Genomic DNA, 25023 nt, shown 5'->3' with positions numbered 1-25023 from the left:
GTTAAGATCGCCGCGATCCCGAGCAGAAGGACGGCGCGGCGGCTGGCGAAATGATTACGGTTTTAGGAATTGGTCTCGCCACGGAACTTGTTCGTGAGACGCCCGAAGAGGCCGAAACAGGCCGTTTCCGGCAGCATCTCGCCGACCCGCCGACGCGAAACCGGCAAGTTTCGGCAAGAAGACAACCATCGCGGGTTTGTTAAGGCCCTGTCACACCGCCGAAAAATCCCCGATCGGGGCACGAATCGGTCAGGACACCGTGTCGCGCCGGCCTGCGCGCAGGGCCGCTTGGGCCGCCGCCAGGCGCGCCACCGGCACCCGGAACGGCGAACAGGACACATAGTCGAAGCCCGCGTCATGGCAGAAGCCGATGGATTCGGGATTGCCGCCATGTTCCCCGCAGACCGAGATGGTGATGCCGGGATGCTGGGCGCGCGCGCGCTGCGCCCCGGTCAGCAGCAATTCCCCCACGCCGTCCTGATCCAGGCAGTGGAACGGATCCTCGGCATAGACGCCTTGGCCGACATAGGTGCCCATGAACCGCCCGGCATCGTCGCGCGACAGGCCATAGGTCATCTGCGTCAGGTCATTGGTGCCGAAGGACAGGAAGGCCGAATGCGCGGCGATATCGCCCGCCCGCAGGCAGGCGCGCGGCGTTTCGACCATCACCCCCAGGCGATAGGCGAAATCGGCGCGGCGGTCGTTCCTGACCTCGGCGGCGACGGCGTCGATGCGGTTCTTGACCAGTTCGACCTCTCGCATGGCGCTGACCAGCGGGATCATGATTTCGGGCACCACCGGATCGCCCTTGCGGCTGGTCTCCACGGTCGCCTCGAAGATGGCGCGGGCCTGCATGTCATAGATCTCGGGGACGGTGATGCCCAGCCGGACCCCGCGCATCCCCAGCATCGGGTTGAACTCCGACAGCGCCTCGACCCGGCGGGTCACGTCGGACAGCGGCAGGTCCATCGAATCGGCCAGTTCGCGCAGCCCCTCGCGGTCATGGGGCAGGAATTCGTGCAGCGGCGGGTCGAACAGGCGGATGGTGACGGGCAGGCCCGCCATGATCTCGAACAATGCCGTGAAATCTTGGCGCTGCATGGGCAGGATCCGGTCCAGCGCAAGGCGCCGGTCCTCGGGCTTGTCGGCGAAGATCATCTCGCGCATGGCGGGCAGGCGGTCGGCGTCGAAGAACATATGCTCGGTCCGGCACAGCCCGATGCCCTGCGCGTTGAAGCGCCGCGCTGTGCGGGCGTCCTCGGGCGTGTCGGCATTGGCGCGCACGCTGATGCCCCCCGCCGCGTCGGCCCAATCCAGCAGCTGCGTGAAATTGTCGTCAAGCGCCGGTTCCAGCAGGGGAACCCGGCCCGCCAGAACCTCTCCGCTGGAGCCGTCGATGGTGATCTCATCGCCTTCCAGCAGGGTGGTGGCGCCCGCGCGCAGGGTCCGCTGGCGCGTGTCGATGCTGATCCCCGTGGCGCCGACGATGCAGGGCAGGCCCATGCCGCGCGCGATCACCGCCGCGTGGCTGGTCGTGCCGCCGCGCTCGGTCAGCACCCCCACGGATGCGTGCATCCCGCGCACATCCTCGGGGACCGTCTCGCGCCGGACCAGGATGCAGGCCTCGTCGCGCGCCGCAGAAGCCTGGGCGGCGGCGGCGGTGAAGACGATCCGGCCGGTGGCGGCGCCGGGGCTGGCGTTGATGCCGCGCGCGATCACCTCGCGCGGGGCGCGCGGATCGACCTGCCGGTGCAGAAGGTCGGCCAGCGCGCGGGGTTCGACGCGCATCACCGCCTCGGATTCCGGGATGATGCCGTCGCGCGCCAAGGCGACCGCGATGCGGATCCCGGCCCGGGAACTGCGCTGCACCCGCGTCGCGTCGATGATCGAGACCCGGCCGTCGACCACCACGAATTCGATCTGCATCTCCTCGCGCAGGCGTTCGCGGGCGGCGACGCCGAAGCGGATCAAGTCGGCAAAGACCCCGGGCGCGGTGACCTCCAGCGAGGGGCCGCGGGGGTCGCGGGTCAGGAACTGGGTCTGGGCGTCGGCGCCCTGGGTGCCGCCGTGATGCTGACGGCGGAAGCGGCCGGTGATGCGGGGGGTACCGGTGACGGAATCGACGAACTGGACGGTGCCCGACCCGCAGAGGCCCGGCCCCAGGCCAAGCGCCATCTGCTGCACCACCAGCCCCAGCGGCGCATCCGGGGGCGCGCCCTTGGCCTGGCGCAGCAGGCGCGCGGTCGGGCCGTCCCAGGCACGGGCCATCGACCGCAGAACCTCGGCCAGTTGAGTGGCGGGATCCTGGGGGAAATCCTCGTCGGTTTCCTCGCGATAGCTGCGCAGCGCCTCGGCCAGGGCGTCGTCGCCCTCCTGGGCGAACATGTCGGGATCCAGCCGGGCGATGTGGATGGCATAGCCCTGGACGAAGCGGCGATACAGCGTGTCGGCGTTTTCCTTGCCGATGCGCCGGGCGAGGCGGTCATGGGTCTGGTCGTTGATGCCGACGTTCAGGATCGTTCCCGGCCCGCCCCATTCCGGCATCAGCGCCGAGGGGCGGACGCTGACCAGCCCGTCGCCTTCCGCGAATAGATCCGACAGCGCGCCCAGATCGACGCGCTTGCCGGTGGCGATGGATTGCACGGATTCCGACGGGATGGCGAAGCTGCGCGGCACCGGCAGCCGCATCCTGACCAGCCGTTGCAGGCATTTCGCCCGCCAGCCGTGACAGGCGCGTTCGACCCCGGCCGAGGGGGTGATTTCCGTCACATCGGGAAGGTTGCGCGGTTCCATGTCGCGCGCAAGATAGGCGCTGCGCAGCCAATGCCGCAAGCGCGAAAAAGGGGGCCGCAGCCCCCTTTCATTCCGCTCTTATTCGACGATCGTGACCTTGGCCATGTAATCGGGGCTTTCGACCGCGCCATTCGCGTTCGCGTCGCCCTTCTTGACCTGGTTCAGGACGTCCCAGCCCTCGATCAGCTGGCCGACCACCGTATATTGCCCGTCCAGGAAGGTCGCCGGCGCTAGGTCGATGAAGAACTGGCTGTTGGCGCTGTTCGGATCCTGAGCGCGGGCCATGCCGACGGTGCCCGCCTGGAACGAGACATCGTTGAACTCGGCCTCCAGATCCGGCAGGTCCGACCCGCCCGTGCCCGCCATATTGACAGTGGCGCCGCCCTGCTTGCCATGTTCGACATCGCCGGTCTGGACCATGAAGCCGTCGATCACGCGGTGGAACACCACGCCGTCATAGGCGCCGGCCTTCGCCAGCTCGACCAGCCGGGCGACATGGTTCGGCGCCTTGTCGGCCAGCAGATCCAGCGTGATGGCGCCCTTGGGCGCGCCGTCGGCGCCGGCGACCTCGATCACCATGTTGGGGCCGGGGCCGTCCTCATGCGCGGGGGCCTGGGCATGGGCCGCCGACGCGGCCAGCACCAGGGCGGGGATCAGGGCCTTACGCATCGGCGGCCACCTTGACCGAGATCATGCGGTCCGGGTTCGCAGGCGGCTCGCCCCGCGCGATCCTGTCCACATGCTCCATCCCCGAAATGACCCGGCCATAGACGGTATACTGGCCGTTCAGGAAATGGTTGTCCTTGAAGTTGATGAAGAACTGGCTGTTGGCGCTGTGGGGGTTCTGCGACCGCGCGGCGCCCAGGGTGCCGCGATCATGAGGCAGCTTGGAAAACTCCGCCGGAAGATCGGGCAGGTCGGAACCGCCGGTGCCGGACCGGCGGGGGTTGTAGTTGTTTTCCATGTTGGCGTGCTGCACGTCGCCGGTCTGGGCCATGAAGCCCTCGATCACGCGGTGGAAGGCGACGTTGTCGTATTTCCCGGCGCGGGCCAGTTCCTTCATGCGTTCGGCATGTTTCGGGGCCACATCGCTCAGCAGTTCGATGACGACGGGACCGTCCTTCAACTGGATGATGATGGTGTTTTCGGGATCGGTGATCTCGGCCATGCGGCCCTCCTTTGCCACGTTCGGTCCTTGGTCTAGGGCTTTGCCGCCCCAAGGGCAACGCGCAAACCCGTTCACGGCGGCATCATACTTACGCGAGAGTTGACGCCAGGGCGTCCATGCGGGACAAGCCATCCAAGCCCAAATGCCCGAAAGGACGACACGATGGCCGATTTCAAGACGATTGACGATCTGGACATGGACGGCAAGGTCGTCCTGACCCGCGTGGACGTGAACGTGCCGGTGGAAGACGGCCGCGTGACCGACGCGACGCGGATCGAAAAGATCGTGCCGACGGTCAAGGACATCCAGGCGCGGGGCGGCATCCCGGTGCTGCTGGCGCATTTCGACCGCCCCAAGGGCAAGCGCGTCGATGCCATGAGCCTGAAGCAGATCGTCCCCGCGCTGGAAGCCGCGCTTGGCCAGCCGGTCGCCTTCGCCGACGACTGCATCGGCGGCCCGGCCAAGCGCGTGGTGGCCGACCTGAAGCCCGGCGATGTGGCGCTGCTGGAAAACACCCGCTTTCATGAGGGCGAGGAAAAGAACGACCCGACATTCGCGGCATCCATCGCGGCGCTTGGCGGGGTGTTCGTGAACGACGCCTTTTCCGCCGCGCATCGCGCCCATGCCTCGACCGAGGGTCTGGCGCGGCTGTTGCCCTCCGGCGCCGGGCGGTTGATGGAGGCGGAACTGAAGGCGCTGGACGCGGCGCTTGGCAATCCGCAGCGTCCGGTGATGGCGGTGGTGGGGGGGGCCAAGGTCTCGACCAAGCTGGACCTGCTGATGAACCTGGTCGACAAGGTGGATCACCTGGTGATCGGCGGCGGCATGGCCAACACCTTCCTGGCCGCCAAGGGGGTCGAGGTCGGCAAGTCGCTGGCCGAACGCGACATGGCCGACACCGCGCGCCAGATCCTGGACAAGGCCGACCAGGGCGGCTGCGTGATCCACCTGCCGCTGGACATCGTTGTGGCGCGCGACTTCAAGGCGGGCGCGGAATCCCAGGTTCTGCCGGTCGATCAGTGCCCGGCCGACGCGATGATCCTGGACGCCGGTCCCGCCACGGTCGAGGCCCTTCGGGACGCGATGGCCAAATGCAAGACGCTGATCTGGAACGGTCCCCTGGGCGCCTTCGAGATCGAGCCGTTCGACCGCGCCACCAATGCGGCGGCGCAGGCGGCGGCATCGCTGACGCGCGACGGCAAGCTGATTTCCGTGGCCGGGGGCGGGGATACCGTCGCCGCGCTGAACAAGGCGGGCGTCGCGGGCGACTTCACCTTCATCTCGACCGCCGGGGGCGCCTTCCTGGAATGGATGGAGGGCAAGGAACTGCCCGGCGTCGCGGCGCTGAAGGCCGCGAAACACTGATCCGATGACGCGCGCGGCCCGGTGCCGGGCCGTGCGAACCCCCCAGGCGTCATCCGCTTTGCGGGGTCCGCGCCGCCGCATCCGGGGCCGGGCCGTCCCCTGGGACCGGCGCTGCCTCTGCCACGAGTTGCGCCGCGGGCGCGGCCCGTTCCGCCTCGCCGACCGGCGGCGAGTCGGCCGGTTCGGTGCCGCGCGCGGCCACGGCATAGGTCTTCAGCTTTTCCATCCAGACCCGGAATTCCAGCGGCGGCGTGATGCGTTCGATGACATCCTCGAACAGCGAGACGGGCGCCGCCTGGGGGATCAGGGACGTGGGGGCGGTGGACGTCGGCGTGACAGGCGTAACGTGGACGACGGAGATGCCGGTCTGCATGATGCCTCCGGGTTGATGTGAAACAATGCCTTCGTCCTATCTTCAACCACCCTGCGGCCGGCGCCAAATCCCCACTTCCTAAGGTTTTACCGATCCCATGCCGCCCATGGAAAAGGGCGCCCCAGGGCGCCCTTCGTTCCGCACGGCAAGGGTGTCAGCCCCTCAGGCCGGTCTGCTTCAACAGCCCCTTGCGCTTGGCTTCATGGTAATAGCCGCGGGAATACCACATGACCGTCTTGTCCGGGCTGCCATCCGCCACCATCCAGGCGCCGCGCAGATACCTGACGCCATAGCGCAGGTTGGTGTCCGCATCCAGCAGGCTGGCGGGGGAACCGCGATGGCCCATGGTGCGGGCCGTCTGCGGGTTGATCTGCATCAGCCCATAATAGGGACCGTTGCGCGCGCCGGGCCGGTGCTGCGATTCGCGCAGGATGATCCGCTGCACCAGGGCCGAGGGAACCTCGTAATGGCGCGACCAGTAATTGATGCGCGACCGCAGTTCCGGCGTTTCGTTCGGGTAAAGCCCGTTGCGGCCCAGGCCGTCCGGCATCCGCTGCCCGCGCCCGCCGCCGCAGGCCGCCAGGGCCAGCGTCGCCAGGATCAGCCCCCGCCGCCCCATCTTCTGTGCGGAAATATCCCAGCGGGTGAGACGCGCCGGCGTCGATGGGGGCGGCGCCCCCCTTGCAAGATCAGACATGGATCGCGCCGTCCCCGCAGGCCAGCGCCGCTTCCCGCACCGCTTCCGAGGTGGTCGGATGCGCATGGCAGGTCAGCGCCAAATCCTGGGCGGCGGCGCCGAATTCCATCGCCACGCAGACCTCGTGGATCATCTCTCCGGCGTTCGGACCGATGATGTGGCAGCCGAGGATCCGGTCGGTCTCGGCATCGGCGATCAGCTTGACGAAGCCGTCGGCCTGCATCATCGCCTTGGCCCGCGCATTGCCCATGAAGGGGAACTTGCCGATCTTGACCTTGCGCCCGTCCGCCTTGGCGGCTTCCTCGGTCAGGCCGACGCTGGCGACCTCGGGGGTGGTGTAGATCACGCCGGGGATCACGGCATAGTTCACATGGCCGTGCTTGCCCGCGATGACCTCGGCCACCGCCATGCCTTCATCCTCGGCCTTGTGGGCCAGCATCGGGCCGGGCACCGCGTCGCCGATCGCATAGATGCCCTTCACGCTGGTCTGCCAGTGATCGTCGATCCTGACGAAGCCGCGATCGGTCAGGGCCACGCCCAGCGTGTCCAGGCCCAGCCCCTCGACATAGGGACGGCGGCCGGTCGCGACCAGCACCACATCGGCCTCCAGGCTGTGCTGGCTGTCGTCCTTGCGCAGGGTATAGGCCACCCTGGCCCCGCCCTCGGCGGCCTCGACCCCCGACACGGCGGCGCCCAGGATGAATGTCAGACCCTGCTTGGTCAGGATCTTCTGGAACTGCTTCTGCACCTCGCCGTCCATGCCGGGGGTGATGGCGTCCAGGTATTCGACCACGGTCACCTCGGCCCCCAGGCGGGCATAGACCGAACCCAGCTCCAGCCCGATCACGCCCGCGCCGATCACCACCATGGATTTCGGGATCGTCGGCAGCGCCAGCGCGCCGGTCGAATCGACCACCACGCCCGCCTCGTTGTCCACCGTCACGCCCTTCAGCGCCGAGGGCACCGAGCCGCTGGCGATGACGATGTTCTTCGCCTCATGGGTGGTGTCGCCGACCTTGACCTTGCCCGCCGCCTCGATCACCGCCCAGCCCTTCAGCCAGTCGATCTTGTTCTTCTTGAACAGGAATTCGATGCCCCTGGTGTTGCCCGCGACGGTGTCGGCCTTGTAGCCCAGCATCTTCTGCCAATCGACGGTGACATGGGCGTCCATCAGGCCCATCTTCTCGAAATTCTCGTGCGTCTCGTGCAGCAGGTGGCTGGCGTGAAGCAGCGCCTTGGACGGGATGCAGCCGACGTTCAGGCAGGTGCCGCCCAGCGTCTCGCGGCCCTCGACCACGGCGACCTTCAGGCCCAGTTGCGCCGCGCGGATGGCGCAGACATAGCCGCCCGGCCCGGCGCCGATCACGATCAGATCATAGGTGGACATGGCTTGCTCCTTCTTGTCCCTCGCGCCCCTGGGGCGTCGTCGATGCCGCGCGGTCAGATCAGCGCGGCGATTATCATCACCATCGTCGCCGCGAAACCCACCCCCCAGATCACCGACCGCCAGGGCACCCAGCCCAGGATATAGGCCGGAACATAGAGGATCCGCGCCAGCAGAAAAATCCAGGCGCAGGCCGCCGTCGTGCCGCTGGCCTGCCCGCCCAGTGTCACCACGACGACGGCCAGCGTGAACAGGACCAGCCCTTCGAAGTGGTTCGCCAGCGCGCGTTGCAGGCGGCCTGCGGTGCCGGTCAGCTTCGGCGCCTCGTCGCGCGGACCCATCGCGACCTTCGGTCCGACCTGCCTGTTCGCCGCGACCGAGAAGGCCGCGAACTGGACAGCCTGCAACAGGCCCGCCAGGGCCAGCACCGTCAGTTCGGTGGTCATCAGGCGGTTTCGACGAAGTGATAGCTGAAGGCGCTGACCCCGGCCTGACTGTTGAAGACCGTCGCCGCCCCGTCCAGATAGGCGCGCGCGGCCTTGGCATCGCTGACGCTGAACAGCGCCCAGGCAGAGCCGTTGTTCTCTTGCCACAATTGCAGCAGAGTCAGGCCGTTATTGCCGCGATCCTCGGCATCGGCGTCGAAGGACAGCTTGAAGGCGGGATAGTCGTTCACGCTGTAATGGGCGATCAGTTGCATGGCTCGGCTCCTGAATGGGGGCACTGCCGCGTCTGCGGCAATGCCGGTGGTCGTGACAGGGTCTTACAGATCCATCAGCAGGCGGCGCGGATCCTCCAGCGCCTCCCTGACGCGCACCAGGAAGGTCACGGCGCCCTTGCCGTCGACGATCCGGTGATCATAGGACAGCGCCAGATACATCATCGGGCGGATGACGATCTGGCCGCCGACCACGACCGGGCGGTCCTGGATCTTGTGCATCCCCAGGATCCCCGATTGCGGCGGGTTCAGGATCGGCGAGGACATCAGCGAGCCGTAAACCCCGCCGTTCGAGATGGTGAAGGTGCCGCCCTGCATCTCGGCCAGGGTCAGCTTGCCGTCGCGGCCCTTGGCGCCCAGTTCGGCGATTTCCTTCTCGATCTGGGCAAAGCCCTTCTGGTCGGCGTCGCGGACGACCGGCACCACCAGGCCCGAAGGCGTGCCGACGGCGACGCCCATGTTGACGAAGTTCTTGTAGACCACGTCGGTGCCGTCGATCTCGGCATTGACCTCGGGGACTTCCTTCAGGGCGTGGCAGCAGGCCTTCACGAAGAAGGACATGAAGCCCAGCTTGACCTTGTGCTTCTTCTCGAAGGCGTCCTTGTATTCGTTGCGAAGCTGCATGATGCCGCTCATGTCGGCCTCATTATAGGTGGTCAGCATCGCGGCGGTGTTCTGCGCGTCCTTCAGGCGCCGGGCGATGGTCTGGCGCAGGCGGGTCATCTTGACGCGTTCCTCGCGCGCGGCGTCCTCGGCCGGGCGGGGGGCGGCGGGGGCGGACGGCTTCGCAGCAGGCTGCGCCCTGGCCACGTCTTCCTTCATCACGCGGCCGTCGCGGCCCGAACCCGTCACCTGTTCGCGGCTGATGCCCTTTTCCGCCATGGCTTTCTTGGCGGACGGCGCATCCTCGACATCGCTGCGGGGCGTCAGCTGCTCCGGCCCGGCGCCGGGACTTCCGACATCGCCCGCCGTGGCCCCATCCTCGCCGCCCGAGGCCGAGCCGACCGGCGCTACCTTGTCGCCGGTCTTGTCGCTGCTGGGTTTTGCGGCGGAACGACCGCCCGCCGCGCCTTCGGTGATGATCGCCAGCCGCGCCTTGGCGTCGACGGTGGCGCCTTCCTCGGCCAGGATTTCCGCCAGCACGCCCGCGGCGGGGGCGGGAACCTCGACCGAGACCTTGTCGGTTTCCAGTTCGCACAGCATCTCGTCGGCGGCGACCGTATCGCCGACCTTCTTGAACCAGGTGGCCACGGTCGCCTCGGTCACGCTTTCGCCAAGCGCGGGGACCATCACATCCACGGATTTGCCGCTCATCTCTTGTCCTTCCGGGGTCTTCCGGGCCGTCTCGGCCTGCGGTTGTTCTTGGGGGGATTTCGGGGGCGCGTCGCCGCCGGCCTGGTCGCCGGCCTCGTCGATCTGCGCCAGCAGCGCGTCGGGACCAACGGTTTCGCCTTCCGCCGCGACGATTTCGGCCAGGATGCCTGCCGAGGGACTGGGCACCTCGACCGTCACCTTGTCGGTTTCCAGCTCGCACAGCATCTCGTCCACCGCGACGGCGTCGCCCGGTTTCTTGAACCAGGTGGCGACGGTCGCCTCGGTGACGGATTCGCCCAGGGCGGGCACGCGGACTTGGGTGGGCATCAGGTCATCCTTCCAGCGACAGCGCCTCGTTCACCAGGGCTTCCTGTTCGGCCTTGTGGCGCGAACCCAGGCCCGTGGCGACCGATGCGGCGGCGTTCCGGCCGACATAGCGGGCGCGGTTGTGGCGCGCGCCCAGCCGGTCCAGCGACCATTCCAGGTAAGGCTCGACAAAGCTCCAGCCGCCCTGGTTCTTGGGTTCCTCCTGGCACCAGATCACCTCGGCATCCTTGAAGCGGGCCAGTTCCTTGACCATCGACTGCGCCGGGAAGGGATAGAACTGTTCCAGCCGCAGCAGATAGATGTCGTCGATCCCGGCCTCGTCGCGCGCCTTCAGCAGATCGTAATAAACCTTGCCCGAACAGATCACCACGCGGCGGATGCGGTGATCCGGCGCCAGCGTCGTGCCCGAACTGTCGCGCTGCGCGTCGTCCCACAGCACCCGGTGGAAGGTCGATCCGGTCTGGAAATCCTCGGCCCGGCTGGTGGCCTTGGGATGGCGCAGCAGCGATTTCGGCGTCATCAGCACCAGCGGCTTGCGGAAGCGGCGGTGCATCTGGCGGCGCAGGATGTGGAAATAGTTGGCCGGAGTCGTGCAGTTGGCGACGATCCAGTTATCCTCGGCGCACATTTGCAGGAACCGTTCCAGACGCGCCGAGCTATGCTCCGGCCCCTGGCCCTCGAAGCCGTGCGGCAGCAGCATCACCAGACCCGACATGCGCAGCCATTTCTTCTCGCCCGAGGAGATGAACTGGTCGAACATGATCTGCGCGCCGTTGGCGAAATCGCCGAACTGCGCTTCCCACATCACCAGGGCGTTCGGTTCGGCCAGCGAATAGCCGTATTCGAACCCCAGCACCGCGTATTCCGACAGCATCGAGTCGATGACCTCGTAATGCGCCTGGCCGTCGGCGATGTGGTTCAGCGGGTAATAGCGATCCTCGGTCTTCTGGTCGATGAAGGCCGAATGCCGCTGGCTGAAGGTGCCGCGGGTGCTGTCCTGACCGGCCAGCCGCACGCCCTTGCCTTCCAGCAGCAGCGATCCGAAGGCCAGGGCCTCGCCCGTGGCCCAGTCGAAGCCCTCGCCCGTTTCGAACATCTGGCGCTTGGCCTCCAGCAACCGGCCCACGGTCTTGTGCAGGCTCAGCCCCTCGGGGACCGTGGTCAGCGCGCGGCCGATCTGGGCCATGGTCGACGGCTCGATCCCGGTTTCGCCGGACACGTATTCGGCGCCCTCGCGATCCAGGCCCGACCATTTGCCGTCCAGCCAGTCGGCCTTGTTCGGCTTGAACGCCTTGCCGACCTCGAACTCCTCATTCAGATGGGCCTGGAAGGCCGCCTTCATGTCCTCGATCTCGCCCTCGGGGATCAACCCGTCGGCGACCAGCCGTTCGGTATAGAGTTGCAGCGTGGTCTTGTGGCCCTTGATCTGGGTGTACATCGCCGGGTTGGTGAACATCGGCTCGTCGCCTTCGTTGTGACCGAAGCGGCGATAGCAGAAGATGTCCAGAACCACGTCCTTCTGGAACTTCTGCCGGAACTCGGTCGCGACCTTGGCGGCATGGACCACGGCTTCCGGGTCGTCGCCGTTGACGTGGAAGATCGGCGCCTCGACCATCAGCGCGATGTCGGTCGGATAGGGCGAGGTGCGGCTGAAATGCGGCGCGGTGGTGAAGCCGATCTGGTTGTTCACGACGATATGGATGCAGCCCCCGGTGCGGTGGCCCTTGATGCCCGACAGTTGCAGGCATTCCGCCACGACCCCCTGGCCCGCGAAGGCCGCGTCGCCATGCAGCAGGATCGGCAGGACATTGCTGCGGTCGAAGGTGTCGCCCAGCTGGTCGCCCTTGGCCCGCGCCTTGCCCAGCACGACCGGGTTCACGGCTTCCAGGTGGCTGGGGTTGGCGGTCAGCGACAGGTGGACGGTGTTGCCGTCGAATTCCCGGTCGCTGGAGGCGCCGAGGTGATATTTCACGTCGCCCGACCCGTCCACGTCCTCGGGCTTGAAGCTGCCGCCCTGGAATTCGTGGAAGATCGCGCGATAGGGTTTCGACATCACGTTGGCCAGCACCGACAACCGGCCCCGGTGCGGCATACCGACGACGATTTCCTTCACGCCCAGGGCGCCGCCGCGCTTGATCATCTGTTCCATCGCCGGGATCAGAGCCTCGCCCCCGTCAAGGCCGAAGCGCTTGGTGCCCATGTACTTGACATGCAGGAACTTCTCGAAGCCCTCGGCCTCGACCAGCTTGTTCAGGATGGCGCGGCGGCCTTCGCGGGTGAACTGGATCTCCTTGCCGTAACCCTCGATCCGTTCCTTCAGCCAGGCGGCTTCCTCGGGGTTCGAGATATGCATGAACTGGATCGCGAAGGTGCCGCAATAGGTCCGCTGCATCAGGTCGGTGATCTGGCGGATCGAGGCGACTTCCAGCCCCAGCACGTTGTCGATGAAGATCGGCCGGTCCATGTCGCCGGGGCCAAAGCCATAGGTTTCGGGCTTCAGCTCGCCATGGTCGGGGACATCGCGCAGGCCCAGCGGATCCAGGTTGGCGTGCAGATGGCCGCGGATGCGGAAGGCGCGGATCAGCATCAGCGCGCGGATCGAATCCAGCACCGCCTGGCGCATCTGATCCTCGGTCAGGGTGACGCCCTTTTCCTCGGCCTTGGCGGCGATCTTCTTCATCGCGGCGGTGGCTTCGCTTTTCGACGCCATCGGCCATTCGCCGGTCAGGGCGGCGGTGTTTTCGTCCGACGGCAGCGGCGGCCAGTCGGCGCGCTTCCAGGTGGCGCCCTTGGCCTCGCGCGCGGCATCCTCTCCGGCGTCGCCCAGGCTGCGGAAGAACGCGTCCCAGGCCGCGTCGAAGGCGCCGGGGGTCTTCGCCCATTGGCCGTAGAGCTGTTCGATATAGGCGGCGTTATGCCCTTGCAGGAAGGACGAGTCGTGGAAATCGGCGTTGTTGGGCTGTTCGGTCATCTGATCTCGCGTCCTTGACGCAATGGGGGAACGGGTGGGGCCGCGTCAGGCGGCGGCACAGGTGACGATCATCATCTGGACGCCGGGCATCGCGCTGCCCGCGCCCGGTTTGTTGGTGCGGCTGTCTTTCAGGTCGCGGCCCGCCCCCCGGCACAGTTGCGCGGGCGCGGCCTCGATCCTGCCGGCGTCGGTCTGGGCCGGGCGGAACAACACGGTGAAGCGGCTGTCGGCATCCCCGGTGACCGAGATCAGCGCGGCCTGGTGCAGGCCGGTGCGGCTGTCGACCGGCCCGGCCGGGATCGCGGGGACCGCCGGGGCAGGGACCGGCGGGGCAGGGCGCACGGTCGGCACGGCGACGGGCGGGACCGTCGGGACCGCAGGCGCCGCCGCGACCGGGGGCGGGGCCGCGACCGGGACGGCCTGCATGCAACCGGCCAGCAGCAGGGCTGCCAGCAGCCCGGCGGCGTTCAGGGATTTGGAGAAGATCGCAAGGGTCATGACCGCCTCAGGCACAATAAACGTCGATGATGGCCGCGCCGGGATCGGCATAGGGATCGGCGCGGGGAATCCGTTCGATCCGCGCCACCGCGCGGCGTTCCAGCCCGCACAGCGCGTGCGCCGCGCCTTGTTCGGCCTGGAGGGGCGCGCGGGCCGGATGATAGATCAGCCGCCAGCCGAAATCCCGCCGCGCGACGGTGCGCACGGACTCGGGCGGCAGGGTGCTGGCCTGGTGCAGGTTCGTCATGGCGGGAATCCCGCCGGGCAGGATGTCGGTGGTGGGCGCGCGGCCACAGGCCGTCACAGCCAGCAGGGCCGCCAGCGACAGGGGCGCGATGCGGCCGCCGGTCCGGGCCATGGTCCCGGCGGAAAGCCTGTCTGCGCGCTGCGGCTGGTCGTCCACGTCATCCCCCTGGTTGGTCCCGATGCCCCCTTAGGTATGCCGGGGGCACCGGCTGTCAAATCGCGTCACGCACAGGTGACGGTCATGCGCTGCACGCCGCCCGTGCCGAATTGCGGCGCGGTCGTATCCACCGGATCGGCGCTGAACACGGACGAGGCGGTGTTGGCGCAGATCAGGCGCGGCGCGTCCGCAAGCTGCTCGGCGGTCACGCCCTCCTCGCGGTAGAAGACGACATACTGGTTGTCCGTGCGCGTCACGCCCAGCACCGCATCGGCGGGCAGGCCGGTCGCCGTCGCCAGGGCCTCGGTATCGACCGGGCTTGTCGTGACGGTGGTTTCGACGCGGGTGATCGGCTCGGGCGCGCAGGCCCCCAGCACGACAGTCGAGGCAATGATGGTCGCGGAAAGCATCTTCATCTTGATTCTCCTGCTGTTACAGAGCGGTTGCTCTTGCCGGGGGAACGCGCGCGGCGCGGGCTGGGTTGCGTCAGCCCTTGATGGCCTTCAGCACCGCCTCGCCCAGGCCCGCCGGGCTGTCGGCCACGACGATTCCGGCGCGCTTCATCGCCTCGATCTTCGATTCCGCGTCGCCCTTGCCGCCCGAGACGATGGCGCCCGCATGGCCCATGCGCCGGCCCGGAGGCGCGGTGCGGCCGGCGATGAAGCCCGCCGTCGGCTTCCAGATGCCCTTCTTCTTCTGCTCGGCCAGGAACTCGGCCGCTTCCTCCTCGGCCGAGCCGCCGATCTCGCCGATCATGATGATCGAGGTCGTCTCGGGATCGTCCAGGAACAGGCGCAGCACGTCGATATGCTCCAGCCCCTTGATCGGGTCGCCGCCGATCCCGACCGCCGAGGACTGGCCCAGCCCCACGTCCGAGGTCTGCTTGACCGCCTCATAGGTGAGCGTCCCGGAACGGCTGACCACGCCGACGCTGCCGCGGCGGAAGATGGAACCCGGCATGATGCCGATCTTGCATTCGTCGGGCGTCATGATGCCGGGGCAGTTCGGCCCGATCAGGCGCGACTGCGACCCTTGCAGGGCGCGCTTGACCTTCATCATGTCCAGCACCGGGATGCCTTCGGTGATGCAGACGATCAGCGGGATCTGCGCGTCGATGGCTTCCAGGATCGAATCCGCCGCGAAGGGGGGCGGCACATAGATCGCGGTCGCATTGGCGCCGGTCTTGGCGACGGCCTCGTGGACCGAGTTGAAGACCGGCAGGCCCAGATGCTCGGTGCCACCCTTGCCGGGCGTCACGCCGCCGACCATCTGCGTGCCATAGGCGATCGCCTGTTCGGTGTGGAAGGTGCCCTGGGATCCGGTGATCCCCTGGGTGATGACTTTGGTGTCTTTGTTAACGAGAACGGCCATCTTTTCTTATCCCTTCACCGCTTTCACGATTTTTTCTGCCGCGTCCGACAGATCGTCCGCCGGAATCACGTTCAGCCCGGACTCGCGGATGATCTGCTTGCCCAGATCGACATTGGTGCCCTCAAGCCGCACGACCAACGGCACCTGAAGCCCGACCTCTTTCACGGCGGCGATGATGCCTTCCGCGATGATGTCGCAGCGCATGATGCCGCCGAAGATGTTGACCAGGATGCCTTTGACGTTCGGATCCGAGGTGATGATCTTGAAGGCTTCCGTTACCTTCTCCTTGGTGGCGCCGCCGCCCACGTCCAGGAAGTTCGCCGGTTCCGCGCCATAGAGCTTGATGATGTCCATCGTGGCCATCGCCAGGCCCGCGCCGTTCACCATGCAGCCGATCTCGCCGTCGAGCGCGATATAGTTCAGGTCGAATTTCGACGCGGCCAGTTCCTTGGGGTCTTCCTCGGTCTCGTCGCGCAGGGCCAGGATGTCGGGCTGGCGATACAGCGCGTTGTTGTCGAAGCCCATCTTCGCATCCAGGCACTTGATGTTGCCTTCGGGCGTCACGATCAGCGGGTTGATCTCCAGCATCTCCATGTCCTTTTCGATGAACATGCGATACAGGTTCTTGACCAGGGCCACGCATTGCTTGACCTGGCTGCCTTCCAGCCCCAGGGCGAAGGCCACGCGGCGGCCGTGGAAATCGGACAGGCCGGATGCCGGATCGACGCTGAAGCTGACAATCTTCTCGGGCGTGTGGGCGGCCACTTCCTCGATATCCATGCCGCCCTCGGTCGAGGCGACGAAGCTGACGCGCGACGACCCGCGATCAACCAGCAGCGCCAGATACAGTTCGCGCGCGATGTCGCTGCCGTCCTCGATATAGATGCGGTTGACCTGCTTGCCCGAGGGGCCGGTCTGGTGGGTCACAAGGGTGCGGCCCAGCATCTGGCGGGTCAGTTCCTCGGCCTCGGCCACGGATTTCGCCAGGCGCACGCCGCCTTTTTCACCGGCGGCGGCTTCCTTGAAGCTGCCCTTGCCGCGCCCGCCCGCGTGGATCTGCGCCTTGACGACCCACAGGGGGCCGTCCAGTTCGCCCGCTGCCGACTTGGCCTCGTCCGCCTTGATCACGACCCGGCCGTCGCTGACCGGCGCGCCGTATTGACGCAGCAGCGCCTTGGCCTGGTATTCGTGGATGTTCATCCTGACCCCCTTTTTCGGTTCGACAGATTTGCCGGGGTCATGCCACAAGGCAATCAGCGCGGGAAACGATTTTCCCGTAAAATGCCGGAAAGCCGCAAGAACCCGCCGATTGTGATCACGGCTGGAAATGCCGTGATCACAAAGGCCGAGACGGCCAGAGTCGCCGGGGCCTCAGCCCGCCACGCGAGAGCAGTCGAAACTGTCGCCGGTGGTCTGGGACTGCCAGGAAATCTGGTTGTCGTTCTTCCATTGCACCTGGATCACCGCGCCGTCGGCCAGGGTCATGGTCGTCACGCGGTTCTGGGTCGAGAAGCCCCGGATCGTGATCGGCGCGGCGTCGTTCGACGGGATATAGGATGTCGGGGTAAAGGTCATGGTGGTGACGCCGCAATCCCAACTGCCCATGAAGGGCAGCTGGTCGGTCGGCCGCGGGCTTGTCGGCGGCGCAGAGCAGGCGCCGATCAGCAGGGCAGAGAAAAGGGCAGCAGGCAGGACGTGTCTGGTCATGGTCGCCTCCGGTTTGCTTACCGCCGGAATGCTACGACGGAACAGGAAAGATGAACATCGTCAAATGCAAAGGCGCGCCCACGGCGGACGCGCCCTGCAAAGCCTGCGGGGGCCGGTCAGGCCAGCGCGCTGTCGATGCCCTTGCAGGCCTCGACCAGGCCCTTCACCGCGTCGACGGATTTGGTGAACATCGCCTGTTCGTCGCCGTCCAGCGTGATGTCGATCACCTTTTCCACGCCGCCCGCGCCGATCACCGTGGGCACGCCCACATAGATGCCGTTCAGCCCATAGGCGCCGTCCACATGCGCTGCGCAGGGCAGGACGCGCTTCTGGTCCTTGAGATAGGCTTCCGCCATCTCGATCGCGCTGGTCGCGGGGGCATAGAAGGCGCTGCCGGTCTTGAGCAGGCCGACGATTTCCGCGCCGCCGTCGCGGGTGCGCTGGACGATCTGGTCCAGCTTGTCCTGGGTGGTCCAGCCCATCTTGACCAGATCCGGCAGCGGGATGCCGCCAACGGTCGAATAGCGCACCAGCGGCACCATCGTGTCGCCATGCCCGCCCAGCACGAAGGCCGTCACGTCCTTCATGGACACGCCGAATTCCAGCGACAGGAAATGGCGGAAGCGCGCCGAATCCAGGACGCCCGCCATGCCGCAGACCTTCTCATGCGGCAGGCCGCTGAACTCGCGCAGCGCCCAGACCATCGCGTCCAGCGGGTTGGTGATGCAGATGACGAAGGCGTCGGGGGCGTGCTGGGCAATGCCCTCGCCCACGGATTTCATGACCTTGAGGTTGATGCCCAGCAGGTCGTCGCGGCTCATCCCCGGTTTGCGCGGCACGCCGGCGGTGACGATGCAGACATCGGCGCCCGCGATGTCGGCGTAATCGTTGGTGCCTTTCAGCGCGGCGTCGAAACCCTCGGACGGGCCGGATTCCGCGATGTCCAGGGCCTTGCCCTGCGGCGTGCCCTCGGCGATGTCGAACAGGACGACATCGCCCAGTTCCTTCAGCGCCACCAGATGCGCCAGCGTTCCGCCGATCTGCCCCGCACCGATCAGTGCGATTTTGGGTCGGGCCATGGATAACCTCCGATTACAGGGATGATGGTTGCCGGGGTGGTTACGGGGTCGCAACAGGAATCGCAAGCCTTCGCCACGGCGGCGCGGCACTGTTGGCGCTGATACTTGCCAATCGCCGCGATGGAACGCATGGCTGGCGCAGGCAAGGGGGCGCGAATGCTGGATTTGACGGTCTGGGGCTGGGTGCTGGCGGTGATTGCCGCTGTGGCGGTGGGCCTTGCCAAGGGCGGGCTGGCGATGGTCGGCATGATCTCGGTCCCGATCCTGTCGCTGGTCATGTCGCCGGTGCAGGCGGCGGGGCTGATGCTGCCGGTCTATGTTGTGTCCGACATCGGCGGGCTGCTGGCCTTTCGCCATCACTTCGACATGCGGGTGCTGGCGACGGCGATCCCCGGCGCGCTGGCCGGGATCGGCATCGGCTGGGCCGGGGCGCATGTGGTGCCGGTCGAGGGCGTGACCTTCATCGTCGGCGCGGTGGGCGTGGTCTTTGCGCTGAACGCGCTGATCCGGCCGCCCTTGCCCGATCAGCGGCGCGCGCCCTCGGCCGGGCGGGGCACGCTGTGGGGGCTGCTGTCGGGCTATACCAGCTTTGTCAGCCATGCGGGCGCGCCGCCCTGGCAGGTCTATGTCCAGCCGCTGCGCCTGCCCGCGCTGATCTATGCCGGGACGACCACCTGGTTCTTCGCGATCTGCAACTGGGTCAAGCTGATTCCCTATGCCGCGCTGGGCCAGCTGTCTGCCGCCAACCTGAAGGCGGCGGCGATCCTGACCCCGGTGTCGCTGGCGGCGGTCTGGGCCGGGCTGCGGCTGGTCCGCATCATCCCGCAGGCGCTGTTCTACAAGCTGATCACCTGGGGGCTGCTGGCGGTGTCGCTGCGGCTGATCTGGCAGGCGCTGGCCTGACGCCGCAGCGCAGCAAGTTTGCGCTTGCCAAATCTGGCGGCGCAGGGCAGCGTCGCGCAAGATTGTTGCGAAGAGGTTTCCATGGCGCGTCCCTATCGTTCGGTTCTGTATATTCCCGCCGCCAATGCGCGGGCGATGGAAAAGGCCCAGGGGCTGCCCGCCGACGCGATCATCTTCGACCTTGAGGATGCGGTGGCCCCCGGCGAAAAGGTCGCCGCGCGGGATGCGCTGGCGGCGGCGCTGGCGAACGATTATGGCCCGCGCGCGCGGATCGTGCGGATCAACGCGCTGGCGACCGAATGGGGCGAGGATGACGCGCGCTTCTGCGCGACCCTTCCGGCGGATGCGGTGCTGATCCCCAAGGTGGACAGCGCGGCCGACCTGGACCGCGTGGCCGCGCTGATCCCCGGCCTGCCGCTGTGGGCGATGATGGAGACGCCGCAGGGGATGCTGAGCGCCGCCCAGATCGCCGCCCATCCAGGGTTGGAGGGGATGGTGATGGGCACCAACGACCTGGCGAAGGAACTGAACAGCCGCTTTCGCCCCGACCGGCTGCCGATGCAGCCGGGGCTGGGCCTGTGCCTGCTGGCGGCCAAGGCGCATGGCAAGGTGATCGTGGACGGGGTGTTCAATGCCTTCAAGGACGACGACGGGCTGCGCGCCGAATGCGAGCAGGGCCGCGACATGGGCTTTGACGGCAAGACGCTGATCCACCCGGCCCAGCTTGCCATCGCCAACGACGCCTTCGCCCCCACCGAGGCCGAGATCGACTTGGCCCGCCGCCAGATCGAGGCGTTCGAGGCGGCGGCGGCCGAGGGCAGGGGCGTCGCCGTCGTCGATGGCAAGATCGTCGAGAACCTGCATGTCGAGACCGCCCGCCGCACCCTGGACAGGGCCAAGGCGATTGCGGCCATGGCAGGTTAAGGGCAGGGTGGCGCCGATGACATCCAGCAAAGGAAAGCCAGATGGTTCTGCTGATTTGTGGCGTGGCCCTATGGTGGGCGGCGCATCTGTTCAAGCGCGCGGCCCCGGAACGCCGCGCAGCGATGGGCGACAAGGGCAAGGGTCTGATCGCGCTGCTGCTGATCCTGTCGGTCGTGCTGATGGTGATCGGCTACAAGCGGGCCGAGGGGCCGGTCTGGTGGGGACCGTCGCCCGCCACGGTTGGCATCAACAACCTGCTGGTGCTGCTGGCCTTCTATCTCTACGCCGCCGACGGGATGAAGACCCGCGTCACCGCCTGGATCCACCATCCGCAACTGACGGCGTTCTCGCTCTGGGCCATCGCGCATCTGCTGGTGAACGGCGACCTGCCCTCGCTGGTGCTGTTCGGCGGGCTGCTGATCTGGGCGCTTGTGGAAATCGTCATCCTGAACCGCGCGGGCGCCTGGAAACGGCGGACCGGGCCGTTCCCCGCCCGCAAGGAGATCATGGCGGCCGTGGGCGCTGCCCTTGTCATGCTGGTCGTGGGGCTGATCCACGGCTGGGTCGGACCCTGGCCATTCGGAGGCTGACGTGACCACCCTCTATCGCTGCATCACCGAGGACGACACCTCGCGCTTCTGCCACCGCGTCAGCGACGCGCTGTCGAAGGGCTGGTCGCTGCATGGCAGCCCGACCATGGCCTGGGATCCGGTCAAGGGCGTGATGCGCATGGGCCAGGCGATCACCAAGCAGATCAAGGCCGACTATCATCCCGACATGAAGCTGGGGCAACAATGACCAAGACCGATCAGGGCCGTTTCTTCGAGGATTACCGGATGGGCCAGGTGATCCGACACGCCGTCCCCCGCACCGTGGCCGAGGGGGAACGGGCGCTGTATCACGCGCTCTATCCCGCGCGGCACGCGCTCTATTCCAGCGACGAATTCGCGGCGGATTGCGGGCTTGACGGCAGCCCGATGGACGACCTGCTGGCCTTCCATGTGGTCTTCGGCAAGACGGTGCCGGATGTCAGCCTGAACGCGGTGGCGAACCTGGGCTATGCGCAGGGCCGCTGGCTGGCGCCGGTCTGGCCCGGCGACACGCTGCGGTCGGAATCGCAGGTGATCGGGCTGAAGCAGAACTCGAACGGCAGGTCCGGCGTGGTCTGGGTGCGCACGCAGGGCCTGAACCAGATGGACGAGCCGGTGCTGGATTACGTCCGCTGGGTGATGGTCCGCAAGCGCGACGCGGACGCCCCCGCGCCGGAAACCGTGGTGCCCGACCTGGCCCCGGTGGTCGCCCCCGACGATCTGGCGATCCCCGAGGGGCTGGATTTCAGCGATTACGACTTCGGGCTTGCGGGCGAGCCGCATCGCTGGGGCGATTACCAGATCGGCGAGAAGATCGACCATGTGGACGGCGTCACCATCGAAGAGGCCGAGCATATGCTGGCGACCCGGTTGTGGCAGAACACCGCCAAGGTGCATTTCGACGCCACCAACCGCGAGGATGGCAGGCGGCTGATCTATGGCGGCCATGTCATCAGCATGGCCCGCGCGCTGTCCTTCAACGGGCTTGCCAATGCGCAGATGATCGTCGCGCTGAACGCGGGCACCCATGCCAACCCCTGCTTTGCGGGCGATACCGTGCGCGCCTGGTCCGAGATGCTGGACAAGGCCGAAACCGACGCGCCGGGCGTCGGCGCGATCCGGCTGCGGCTGGTTGCGACCAAGGGCGACAGCGCGGCCTTTCCGCTGAAGGATGGCGAGGGCCGCTATCTGCCCGATGTGCTGCTGGATCTGGATTACTGGGCCTTGATTCCGCTCTAGCGCAACATTTCGCATCCGCAGCAGCGGTTGTGATCACAGCGTGCCGGGTCGTGATCACAAAGCCCGCAAAGCAAGGAAATTAGGCGTCTGCTCTGGCATCTGGCGGTGACAGATGTCACAAATGCCGACAGAACACGCGCCAATCGCCAGCCCGCGAGGCCAGCCGTGCCTGCGACGGGTCGAGCCAACCGTTTGAAGGAGCGCCGCACATGGCCGATGTGAACCGGGGCAACCGGCCGCTTTCCCCCCATCTCCAGGTCTATCGACTGCCGATGGCGGCGATCACCTCGATCCTGACGCGGATCACGGGCCATGCGCTTGTCGCGGGCATCCTGCTGCTGGTCTGGTGGCTGGTGGCCGCCGTCAGCGGCCCGCGCGCCTTCGCCGCCGCCGACTGGGTGGTGCGGTCCTGGATCGGCTTCATCGTCCTGACCGGGTCGGCCTGGGCGCTGTGGTTCCACACCTTGGCCGGCATCCGGCACCTGTTCTACGATTCGGGCCAGCTGCTGCGGATCGAGGAGGCCGAGCGGGCAAGCTGGGCCATCATCATCGGATCGGTGGTGCTGACGCTGCTGTCGCTGATCCTGTTCTTCTTCGTGTGAGGTAGGGGAACCATGCGCTATATCACCCCCCGCAAGGCGGCCGCAGGTCTGGGATCCGCCCATACCGGCACCCAGGACCACTGGTTTCTGACCGTCACATCCTGCGCCTTGGTCGTGCTGGTCCCGGCCTTCATGCTGGTCATTGGCCGCGCGATCGGCCTGCCGCATCTCGAACTGGTGGCCTATTTCGGCCGTCCCTATCCGGCGCTGGTGACGGCGCTGTTCATCGTCGTGGGCATGGTGCACTTCATCAAGGGCACTCGGATCATGATCGACGATTATTTCCAACACACGGCGCGCAAGGTGGCGATCATCGTTTCGGTGGTCTTTTCCTGGGCGGTCATCGCGGCGGCGGTCTTTGCGCTGGCCAAGATGACGCTGGTCACCATCGCGATCTGAGGACATCATGGCTGCTTACGACATTCATACGCATGACTACGACGTGGTCGTGGTGGGGGCCGGTGGCGCGGGCCTGCGCGCCACGCTGGGCATGGCCGAACAGGGGCTGCGCACCGCCTGCGTGACCAAGGTCTTTCCGACCCGGTCCCACACCGTCGCGGCGCAGGGCGGTATCGCCGCGTCGCTGTCGAACATGGGGCCGGACAACTGGCAATGGCACATGTATGACACCGTCAAGGGGTCGGACTGGCTGGGCGACACCGACGCGATGGAATACCTCGCGCGCGAGGCGCCGAAGGCCGTCTACGAGCTGGAACATTACGGCGTGCCGTTTTCCCGGACCGAGGAAGGCAAGATCTATCAGCGGCCCTTCGGCGGCCACACCACTGAATTCGGCGAAGGCCCCCCGGTGCAGCGCACCTGCGCGGCGGCCGACCGCACCGGCCACGCGATCCTGCACACGCTTTACGGGCAGTCGCTGAAGAACAACGCGGAGTTCTTCATTGAATATTTCGCGCTGGACCTGATCATCACCGACGGCGCCTGCACCGGCGTCGTCTGCTGGAAGCTGGACGACGGCACCATCCATGTCTTCAACGCCAAGATGGTGGTGCTGGCGACCGGGGGCTATGGCCGCGCCTATTTCAGCGCGACCTCGGCCCATACCTGCACCGGCGACGGCGGCGGCATGGTGGCGCGCGCGGGCCTGCCCTTGCAGGACATGGAATTCGTGCAGTTCCACCCGACCGGCATCTATGGATCCGGCTGCCTGATCACCGAAGGCGCGCGGGGCGAGGGCGGATACCTGACCAACAGCGAAGGCGAGCGTTTCATGGAACGCTATGCCCCGACCTACAAGGATCTGGCGTCCCGCGACGTGGTGTCGCGCTGCATCACCATCGAGATCCGCGAGGGCCGCGGCGTCGGTCCCGACAAGGACCACATGTATCTGAACCTGATGCACCTGCCGCCCGAGGCTCTGGCCGAGCGCCTGCCCGGCATCAGTGAATCGGCCAAGATCTTCGCGGGCGTCGATGTGACCAAGCAGCCGATCCCGATCCTGCCGACGGTCCATTACAACATGGGCGGCATTCCCACGAACTATTGGGGCGAGGTGCTGAATCCCACCGCCGACAACCCGGATGCGATCTTCCCCGGCCTGATGGCCGTGGGCGAGGCGGGCTGCGCGTCCGTCCATGGCGCGAACCGGCTGGGATCGAACAGCCTGATCGACCTGGTGGTCTTCGGCCGCGCCGCCGCGATCCGCGCGGGCCAGGTGATCGACCGCGAAAGCCATGTCCCTGCCACCAATCAGGCCCAGGTGGACAAGGCGCTGGCCCGCTTCGACGCGCTGCGCCACGCCAACGGCGGCACACCCACCGCCGATCTGCGGTTGCAGATGCAGCGCACCATGCAGGCGGACGCGGCGGTGTTCCGCACCGACAAGACCCTGGCCGAGGGCGCCGAGAAGATGGCGGCCATCGCCGCCAAGCTGGACGACCTCAAGGTCACGGACCGGGGGCTCATCTGGAACACCGACCTGATGGAAACGCTGGAGCTGACCAACCTGATGCCCAACGCCCTGGCGACGATCGTCGCGGCCGAGGCGAGGAAGGAAAGCCGGGGCGCCCATGCGCATGAGGACTGGCCCGAGCGGGACGACGCCACCTGGCGCAAGCACTCGCTTGCATGGGTGGATGGAAACGCGGTTAAACTGGATTACCGCCCCGTCCATCTGGACCCCCTGACCACGGAACAGGAAGGCGGGATCGACCTGAAGAAGATTGCTCCCAAGAAGAGGGTTTACTGATGCGCTTCCAGACTTTTGCCGCCCTGGGTCTTGCCGCCGCCGCTCTGGCGGGCTGCGTGGCCCCCGTTCCGCCCGCGACCACCGTCACCCCCGCCCCCAGCGTGATCACCACGCCCACGGTGCTGGACGCGGCCTCGCGCCAGGTGGCCCGCACGGTGATCAACGCCGAGATGGAAAAGCGCCTGCCCGGCGCCAATGTCGCGCCCTATACCGATTGCGTCGTCAACAACGCCACCACGGCGGAACTGATCGACATCGCCCAGGCGTCCCGCGCGGGCGTCACTGGAACGGCGGACAGCGTGGCGGCCATCGTCTCGCGTCCGGCGACGACGCAGTGCATCGCCGCTGCGGCGCGCACGGCGTGATGTGATGCGCGCGGGGGCGGGAC

General features: G+C 67.1%; 27 protein-coding genes. 10 read left to right on the top strand and 17 right to left on the bottom strand.

The annotated features are described in order from the left end of the window. Positions 1 to 249: 249 nt before the first annotated feature. The 3 genes from PXD02_RS11210 to PXD02_RS11200 all read right to left on the bottom strand — a co-directional run bounded on the left by PXD02_RS11210 (position 250) and on the right by PXD02_RS11200 (position 3961). Positions 250 to 2793: a putative PEP-binding protein gene (locus PXD02_RS11210; protein WP_275103957.1), complete on the bottom strand. Its 2544-nt coding sequence runs from the start codon at positions 2791 to 2793 to the stop codon at positions 250 to 252. A gap of 78 nt (positions 2794 to 2871) precedes the next feature. Beyond that, positions 2872 to 3462 carry a peptidylprolyl isomerase gene (locus PXD02_RS11205; protein ID WP_275103956.1) on the bottom strand — a complete coding sequence of 197 codons (591 nt, stop codon included), beginning with the start codon at positions 3460 to 3462 and terminating at the stop codon, positions 2872 to 2874. Further along, entirely contained in the window at positions 3455 to 3961 is a 507-nt protein-coding gene (locus PXD02_RS11200; RefSeq protein WP_275103955.1) for a peptidylprolyl isomerase, read from the bottom strand. The genes PXD02_RS11205 and PXD02_RS11200 overlap by 8 nt, the downstream gene beginning before the upstream one ends. A gap of 162 nt (positions 3962 to 4123) precedes the next feature. Between PXD02_RS11200 and PXD02_RS11195 the strand changes: the two genes are divergently transcribed. Continuing rightward, positions 4124 to 5326: a phosphoglycerate kinase gene (locus tag PXD02_RS11195; protein WP_275103954.1), complete on the top strand. Its 1203-nt coding sequence runs from the start codon at positions 4124 to 4126 to the stop codon at positions 5324 to 5326. Between the two features lie 49 nt (positions 5327 to 5375). Here PXD02_RS11195 and PXD02_RS11190 read toward each other — a convergent pair whose 3' ends face one another. The 14 genes from PXD02_RS11190 to mdh all read right to left on the bottom strand — a co-directional run bounded on the left by PXD02_RS11190 (position 5376) and on the right by mdh (position 18168). Then, positions 5376 to 5699 (bottom strand): hypothetical protein, encoded by a 324-nt coding sequence (locus PXD02_RS11190; protein ID WP_275103953.1) that lies wholly within the window; start codon positions 5697 to 5699, stop codon positions 5376 to 5378. Positions 5700 to 5853: 154 nt separating this feature from the next. After that, positions 5854 to 6318 carry a lytic transglycosylase domain-containing protein gene (locus PXD02_RS11185; RefSeq protein ID WP_275106412.1) on the bottom strand — a complete coding sequence of 155 codons (465 nt, stop codon included), beginning with the start codon at positions 6316 to 6318 and terminating at the stop codon, positions 5854 to 5856. A gap of 70 nt (positions 6319 to 6388) precedes the next feature. Beyond that, complete coding sequence (gene lpdA / locus PXD02_RS11180) at positions 6389 to 7783, bottom strand: dihydrolipoyl dehydrogenase (protein ID WP_275103952.1); 1395 nt, start codon at positions 7781 to 7783, stop codon at positions 6389 to 6391. Between the two features lie 53 nt (positions 7784 to 7836). Further along, a complete protein-coding gene (locus PXD02_RS11175; protein WP_275103951.1) occupies positions 7837 to 8226 on the bottom strand; it encodes an MAPEG family protein in 390 nt (129 codons plus the stop codon). Further along, positions 8226 to 8480: a hypothetical protein gene (locus PXD02_RS11170; RefSeq protein ID WP_275103950.1), complete on the bottom strand. Its 255-nt coding sequence runs from the start codon at positions 8478 to 8480 to the stop codon at positions 8226 to 8228. Before PXD02_RS11170 ends, PXD02_RS11175 begins: the two co-directional genes overlap by 1 nt. Before the next feature lie 63 nt (positions 8481 to 8543). Next, the gene (odhB, locus tag PXD02_RS11165) at positions 8544 to 10139 is read right to left on the bottom strand and encodes a 2-oxoglutarate dehydrogenase complex dihydrolipoyllysine-residue succinyltransferase (protein WP_275103949.1); all 1596 of its coding nucleotides are present in this window, start codon (positions 10137 to 10139) and stop codon (positions 8544 to 8546) included. 4 nt (positions 10140 to 10143) lie between these two features. Beyond that, a complete protein-coding gene (locus PXD02_RS11160; RefSeq protein ID WP_275103948.1) occupies positions 10144 to 13110 on the bottom strand; it encodes a 2-oxoglutarate dehydrogenase E1 component in 2967 nt (988 codons plus the stop codon). A 45-nt stretch (positions 13111 to 13155) separates the two neighbouring features. After that, positions 13156 to 13608, bottom strand: a complete 453-nt coding sequence (locus tag PXD02_RS11155; protein ID WP_275103947.1) for a hypothetical protein — start codon at positions 13606 to 13608, stop codon at positions 13156 to 13158. A gap of 7 nt (positions 13609 to 13615) precedes the next feature. Continuing rightward, positions 13616 to 14011, bottom strand: coding sequence for a hypothetical protein (locus PXD02_RS11150; protein WP_275103946.1), 396 nt, complete (start codon positions 14009 to 14011; stop codon positions 13616 to 13618). 65 nt (positions 14012 to 14076) lie between these two features. After that, positions 14077 to 14427, bottom strand: coding sequence for a hypothetical protein (locus PXD02_RS11145; protein WP_275103945.1), 351 nt, complete (start codon positions 14425 to 14427; stop codon positions 14077 to 14079). Positions 14428 to 14497: 70 nt separating this feature from the next. Next, positions 14498 to 15382: a succinate--CoA ligase subunit alpha gene (gene sucD / locus PXD02_RS11140; protein ID WP_275103944.1), complete on the bottom strand. Its 885-nt coding sequence runs from the start codon at positions 15380 to 15382 to the stop codon at positions 14498 to 14500. 6 nt (positions 15383 to 15388) lie between these two features. Next, positions 15389 to 16582 (bottom strand): ADP-forming succinate--CoA ligase subunit beta, encoded by a 1194-nt coding sequence (gene sucC / locus PXD02_RS11135; protein WP_275103943.1) that lies wholly within the window; start codon positions 16580 to 16582, stop codon positions 15389 to 15391. A gap of 171 nt (positions 16583 to 16753) precedes the next feature. Further along, positions 16754 to 17089, bottom strand: coding sequence for a hypothetical protein (locus PXD02_RS11130; protein WP_275103942.1), 336 nt, complete (start codon positions 17087 to 17089; stop codon positions 16754 to 16756). A gap of 116 nt (positions 17090 to 17205) precedes the next feature. Further along, a complete protein-coding gene (gene mdh / locus PXD02_RS11125) occupies positions 17206 to 18168 on the bottom strand; it encodes a malate dehydrogenase (RefSeq protein WP_275103941.1) in 963 nt (320 codons plus the stop codon). A 156-nt stretch (positions 18169 to 18324) separates the two neighbouring features. Here mdh and PXD02_RS11120 point away from each other — a divergent pair, with 156 nt between their 5' ends. The 9 genes from PXD02_RS11120 (at position 18325) to PXD02_RS11080 (ending at position 25000) form a co-directional block, all read left to right on the top strand. Then, positions 18325 to 19071 (top strand): sulfite exporter TauE/SafE family protein, encoded by a 747-nt coding sequence (locus PXD02_RS11120; RefSeq protein WP_473092017.1) that lies wholly within the window; start codon positions 18325 to 18327, stop codon positions 19069 to 19071. Between the two features lie 81 nt (positions 19072 to 19152). Further along, the gene (locus tag PXD02_RS11115) at positions 19153 to 19995 is read left to right on the top strand and encodes an HpcH/HpaI aldolase/citrate lyase family protein (RefSeq protein ID WP_275103940.1); all 843 of its coding nucleotides are present in this window, start codon (positions 19153 to 19155) and stop codon (positions 19993 to 19995) included. A 41-nt stretch (positions 19996 to 20036) separates the two neighbouring features. After that, positions 20037 to 20585, top strand: coding sequence for an NnrU family protein (locus PXD02_RS11110; RefSeq protein ID WP_275103939.1), 549 nt, complete (start codon positions 20037 to 20039; stop codon positions 20583 to 20585). Between the two features lies 1 nt (position 20586). Beyond that, the gene (locus PXD02_RS11105) at positions 20587 to 20793 is read left to right on the top strand and encodes a DUF1737 domain-containing protein (protein ID WP_275103938.1); all 207 of its coding nucleotides are present in this window, start codon (positions 20587 to 20589) and stop codon (positions 20791 to 20793) included. Continuing rightward, positions 20790 to 21824 (top strand): MaoC family dehydratase, encoded by a 1035-nt coding sequence (locus tag PXD02_RS11100; RefSeq protein WP_275103937.1) that lies wholly within the window; start codon positions 20790 to 20792, stop codon positions 21822 to 21824. The genes PXD02_RS11105 and PXD02_RS11100 overlap by 4 nt, the downstream gene beginning before the upstream one ends. Before the next feature lie 209 nt (positions 21825 to 22033). After that, positions 22034 to 22426 (top strand): succinate dehydrogenase, cytochrome b556 subunit, encoded by a 393-nt coding sequence (gene sdhC / locus PXD02_RS11095; protein WP_275103936.1) that lies wholly within the window; start codon positions 22034 to 22036, stop codon positions 22424 to 22426. A gap of 12 nt (positions 22427 to 22438) precedes the next feature. Next, complete coding sequence (locus PXD02_RS11090; RefSeq protein ID WP_275103935.1) at positions 22439 to 22825, top strand: succinate dehydrogenase, hydrophobic membrane anchor protein; 387 nt, start codon at positions 22439 to 22441, stop codon at positions 22823 to 22825. 7 nt (positions 22826 to 22832) lie between these two features. Further along, entirely contained in the window at positions 22833 to 24635 is a 1803-nt protein-coding gene (sdhA, locus tag PXD02_RS11085) for a succinate dehydrogenase flavoprotein subunit (protein ID WP_275103934.1), read from the top strand. After that, on the top strand, positions 24635 to 25000 hold the full coding sequence (locus PXD02_RS11080) for a hypothetical protein (protein ID WP_275103933.1): 366 nt from the start codon (positions 24635 to 24637) through the stop codon (positions 24998 to 25000). Before sdhA ends, PXD02_RS11080 begins: the two co-directional genes overlap by 1 nt. Positions 25001 to 25023 lie beyond the last annotated feature (23 nt).

Origin of the sequence: Paracoccus sp. S3-43, assembly GCF_029027965.1 — a bacterium.
Lineage (GTDB): Bacteria > Pseudomonadota > Alphaproteobacteria > Rhodobacterales > Rhodobacteraceae > Paracoccus.
The sequence above is the reverse complement of the archived record's forward strand: the minus strand, read 5'-3'. Positions and strand labels throughout refer to the sequence as shown.

What these genes read in the sequence shown, in the direction of transcription:
- odhB (WP_275103949.1), bottom strand. Translation starts at nt 10,139, where the DNA reads ATGCCCACCCAAGTCCGCGTGCCCGCCCTGGGCGAATCCGTCACCGAG.
- sdhA (WP_275103934.1), top strand. Translation starts at nt 22,833, where the DNA reads ATGGCTGCTTACGACATTCATACGCATGACTACGACGTGGTCGTGGTG.
- PXD02_RS11185 (WP_275106412.1), bottom strand. Translation starts at nt 6,318, where the DNA reads ATGGGGCGGCGGGGGCTGATCCTGGCGACGCTGGCCCTGGCGGCCTGC.
- PXD02_RS11195 (WP_275103954.1), top strand. Translation starts at nt 4,124, where the DNA reads ATGGCCGATTTCAAGACGATTGACGATCTGGACATGGACGGCAAGGTC.
- mdh (WP_275103941.1), bottom strand. Translation starts at nt 18,168, where the DNA reads ATGGCCCGACCCAAAATCGCACTGATCGGTGCGGGGCAGATCGGCGGA.
- PXD02_RS11090 (WP_275103935.1), top strand. Translation starts at nt 22,439, where the DNA reads ATGCGCTATATCACCCCCCGCAAGGCGGCCGCAGGTCTGGGATCCGCC.
- sdhC (WP_275103936.1), top strand. Translation starts at nt 22,034, where the DNA reads ATGGCCGATGTGAACCGGGGCAACCGGCCGCTTTCCCCCCATCTCCAG.
- PXD02_RS11115 (WP_275103940.1), top strand. Translation starts at nt 19,153, where the DNA reads ATGGCGCGTCCCTATCGTTCGGTTCTGTATATTCCCGCCGCCAATGCG.
- PXD02_RS11110 (WP_275103939.1), top strand. Translation starts at nt 20,037, where the DNA reads ATGGTTCTGCTGATTTGTGGCGTGGCCCTATGGTGGGCGGCGCATCTG.
- PXD02_RS11120 (WP_473092017.1), top strand. Translation starts at nt 18,325, where the DNA reads ATGCTGGATTTGACGGTCTGGGGCTGGGTGCTGGCGGTGATTGCCGCT.
- PXD02_RS11200 (WP_275103955.1), bottom strand. Translation starts at nt 3,961, where the DNA reads ATGGCCGAGATCACCGATCCCGAAAACACCATCATCATCCAGTTGAAG.
- PXD02_RS11190 (WP_275103953.1), bottom strand. Translation starts at nt 5,699, where the DNA reads ATGCAGACCGGCATCTCCGTCGTCCACGTTACGCCTGTCACGCCGACG.
- PXD02_RS11160 (WP_275103948.1), bottom strand. Translation starts at nt 13,110, where the DNA reads ATGACCGAACAGCCCAACAACGCCGATTTCCACGACTCGTCCTTCCTG.
- PXD02_RS11175 (WP_275103951.1), bottom strand. Translation starts at nt 8,226, where the DNA reads ATGACCACCGAACTGACGGTGCTGGCCCTGGCGGGCCTGTTGCAGGCT.
- lpdA (WP_275103952.1), bottom strand. Translation starts at nt 7,783, where the DNA reads ATGTCCACCTATGATCTGATCGTGATCGGCGCCGGGCCGGGCGGCTAT.
- PXD02_RS11210 (WP_275103957.1), bottom strand. Translation starts at nt 2,793, where the DNA reads ATGGAACCGCGCAACCTTCCCGATGTGACGGAAATCACCCCCTCGGCC.
- PXD02_RS11205 (WP_275103956.1), bottom strand. Translation starts at nt 3,462, where the DNA reads ATGCGTAAGGCCCTGATCCCCGCCCTGGTGCTGGCCGCGTCGGCGGCC.
- PXD02_RS11145 (WP_275103945.1), bottom strand. Translation starts at nt 14,427, where the DNA reads ATGAAGATGCTTTCCGCGACCATCATTGCCTCGACTGTCGTGCTGGGG.
- sucD (WP_275103944.1), bottom strand. Translation starts at nt 15,382, where the DNA reads ATGGCCGTTCTCGTTAACAAAGACACCAAAGTCATCACCCAGGGGATC.
- sucC (WP_275103943.1), bottom strand. Translation starts at nt 16,582, where the DNA reads ATGAACATCCACGAATACCAGGCCAAGGCGCTGCTGCGTCAATACGGC.
- PXD02_RS11130 (WP_275103942.1), bottom strand. Translation starts at nt 17,089, where the DNA reads ATGACCAGACACGTCCTGCCTGCTGCCCTTTTCTCTGCCCTGCTGATC.
- PXD02_RS11100 (WP_275103937.1), top strand. Translation starts at nt 20,790, where the DNA reads ATGACCAAGACCGATCAGGGCCGTTTCTTCGAGGATTACCGGATGGGC.
- PXD02_RS11155 (WP_275103947.1), bottom strand. Translation starts at nt 13,608, where the DNA reads ATGACCCTTGCGATCTTCTCCAAATCCCTGAACGCCGCCGGGCTGCTG.
- PXD02_RS11170 (WP_275103950.1), bottom strand. Translation starts at nt 8,480, where the DNA reads ATGCAACTGATCGCCCATTACAGCGTGAACGACTATCCCGCCTTCAAG.
- PXD02_RS11080 (WP_275103933.1), top strand. Translation starts at nt 24,635, where the DNA reads ATGCGCTTCCAGACTTTTGCCGCCCTGGGTCTTGCCGCCGCCGCTCTG.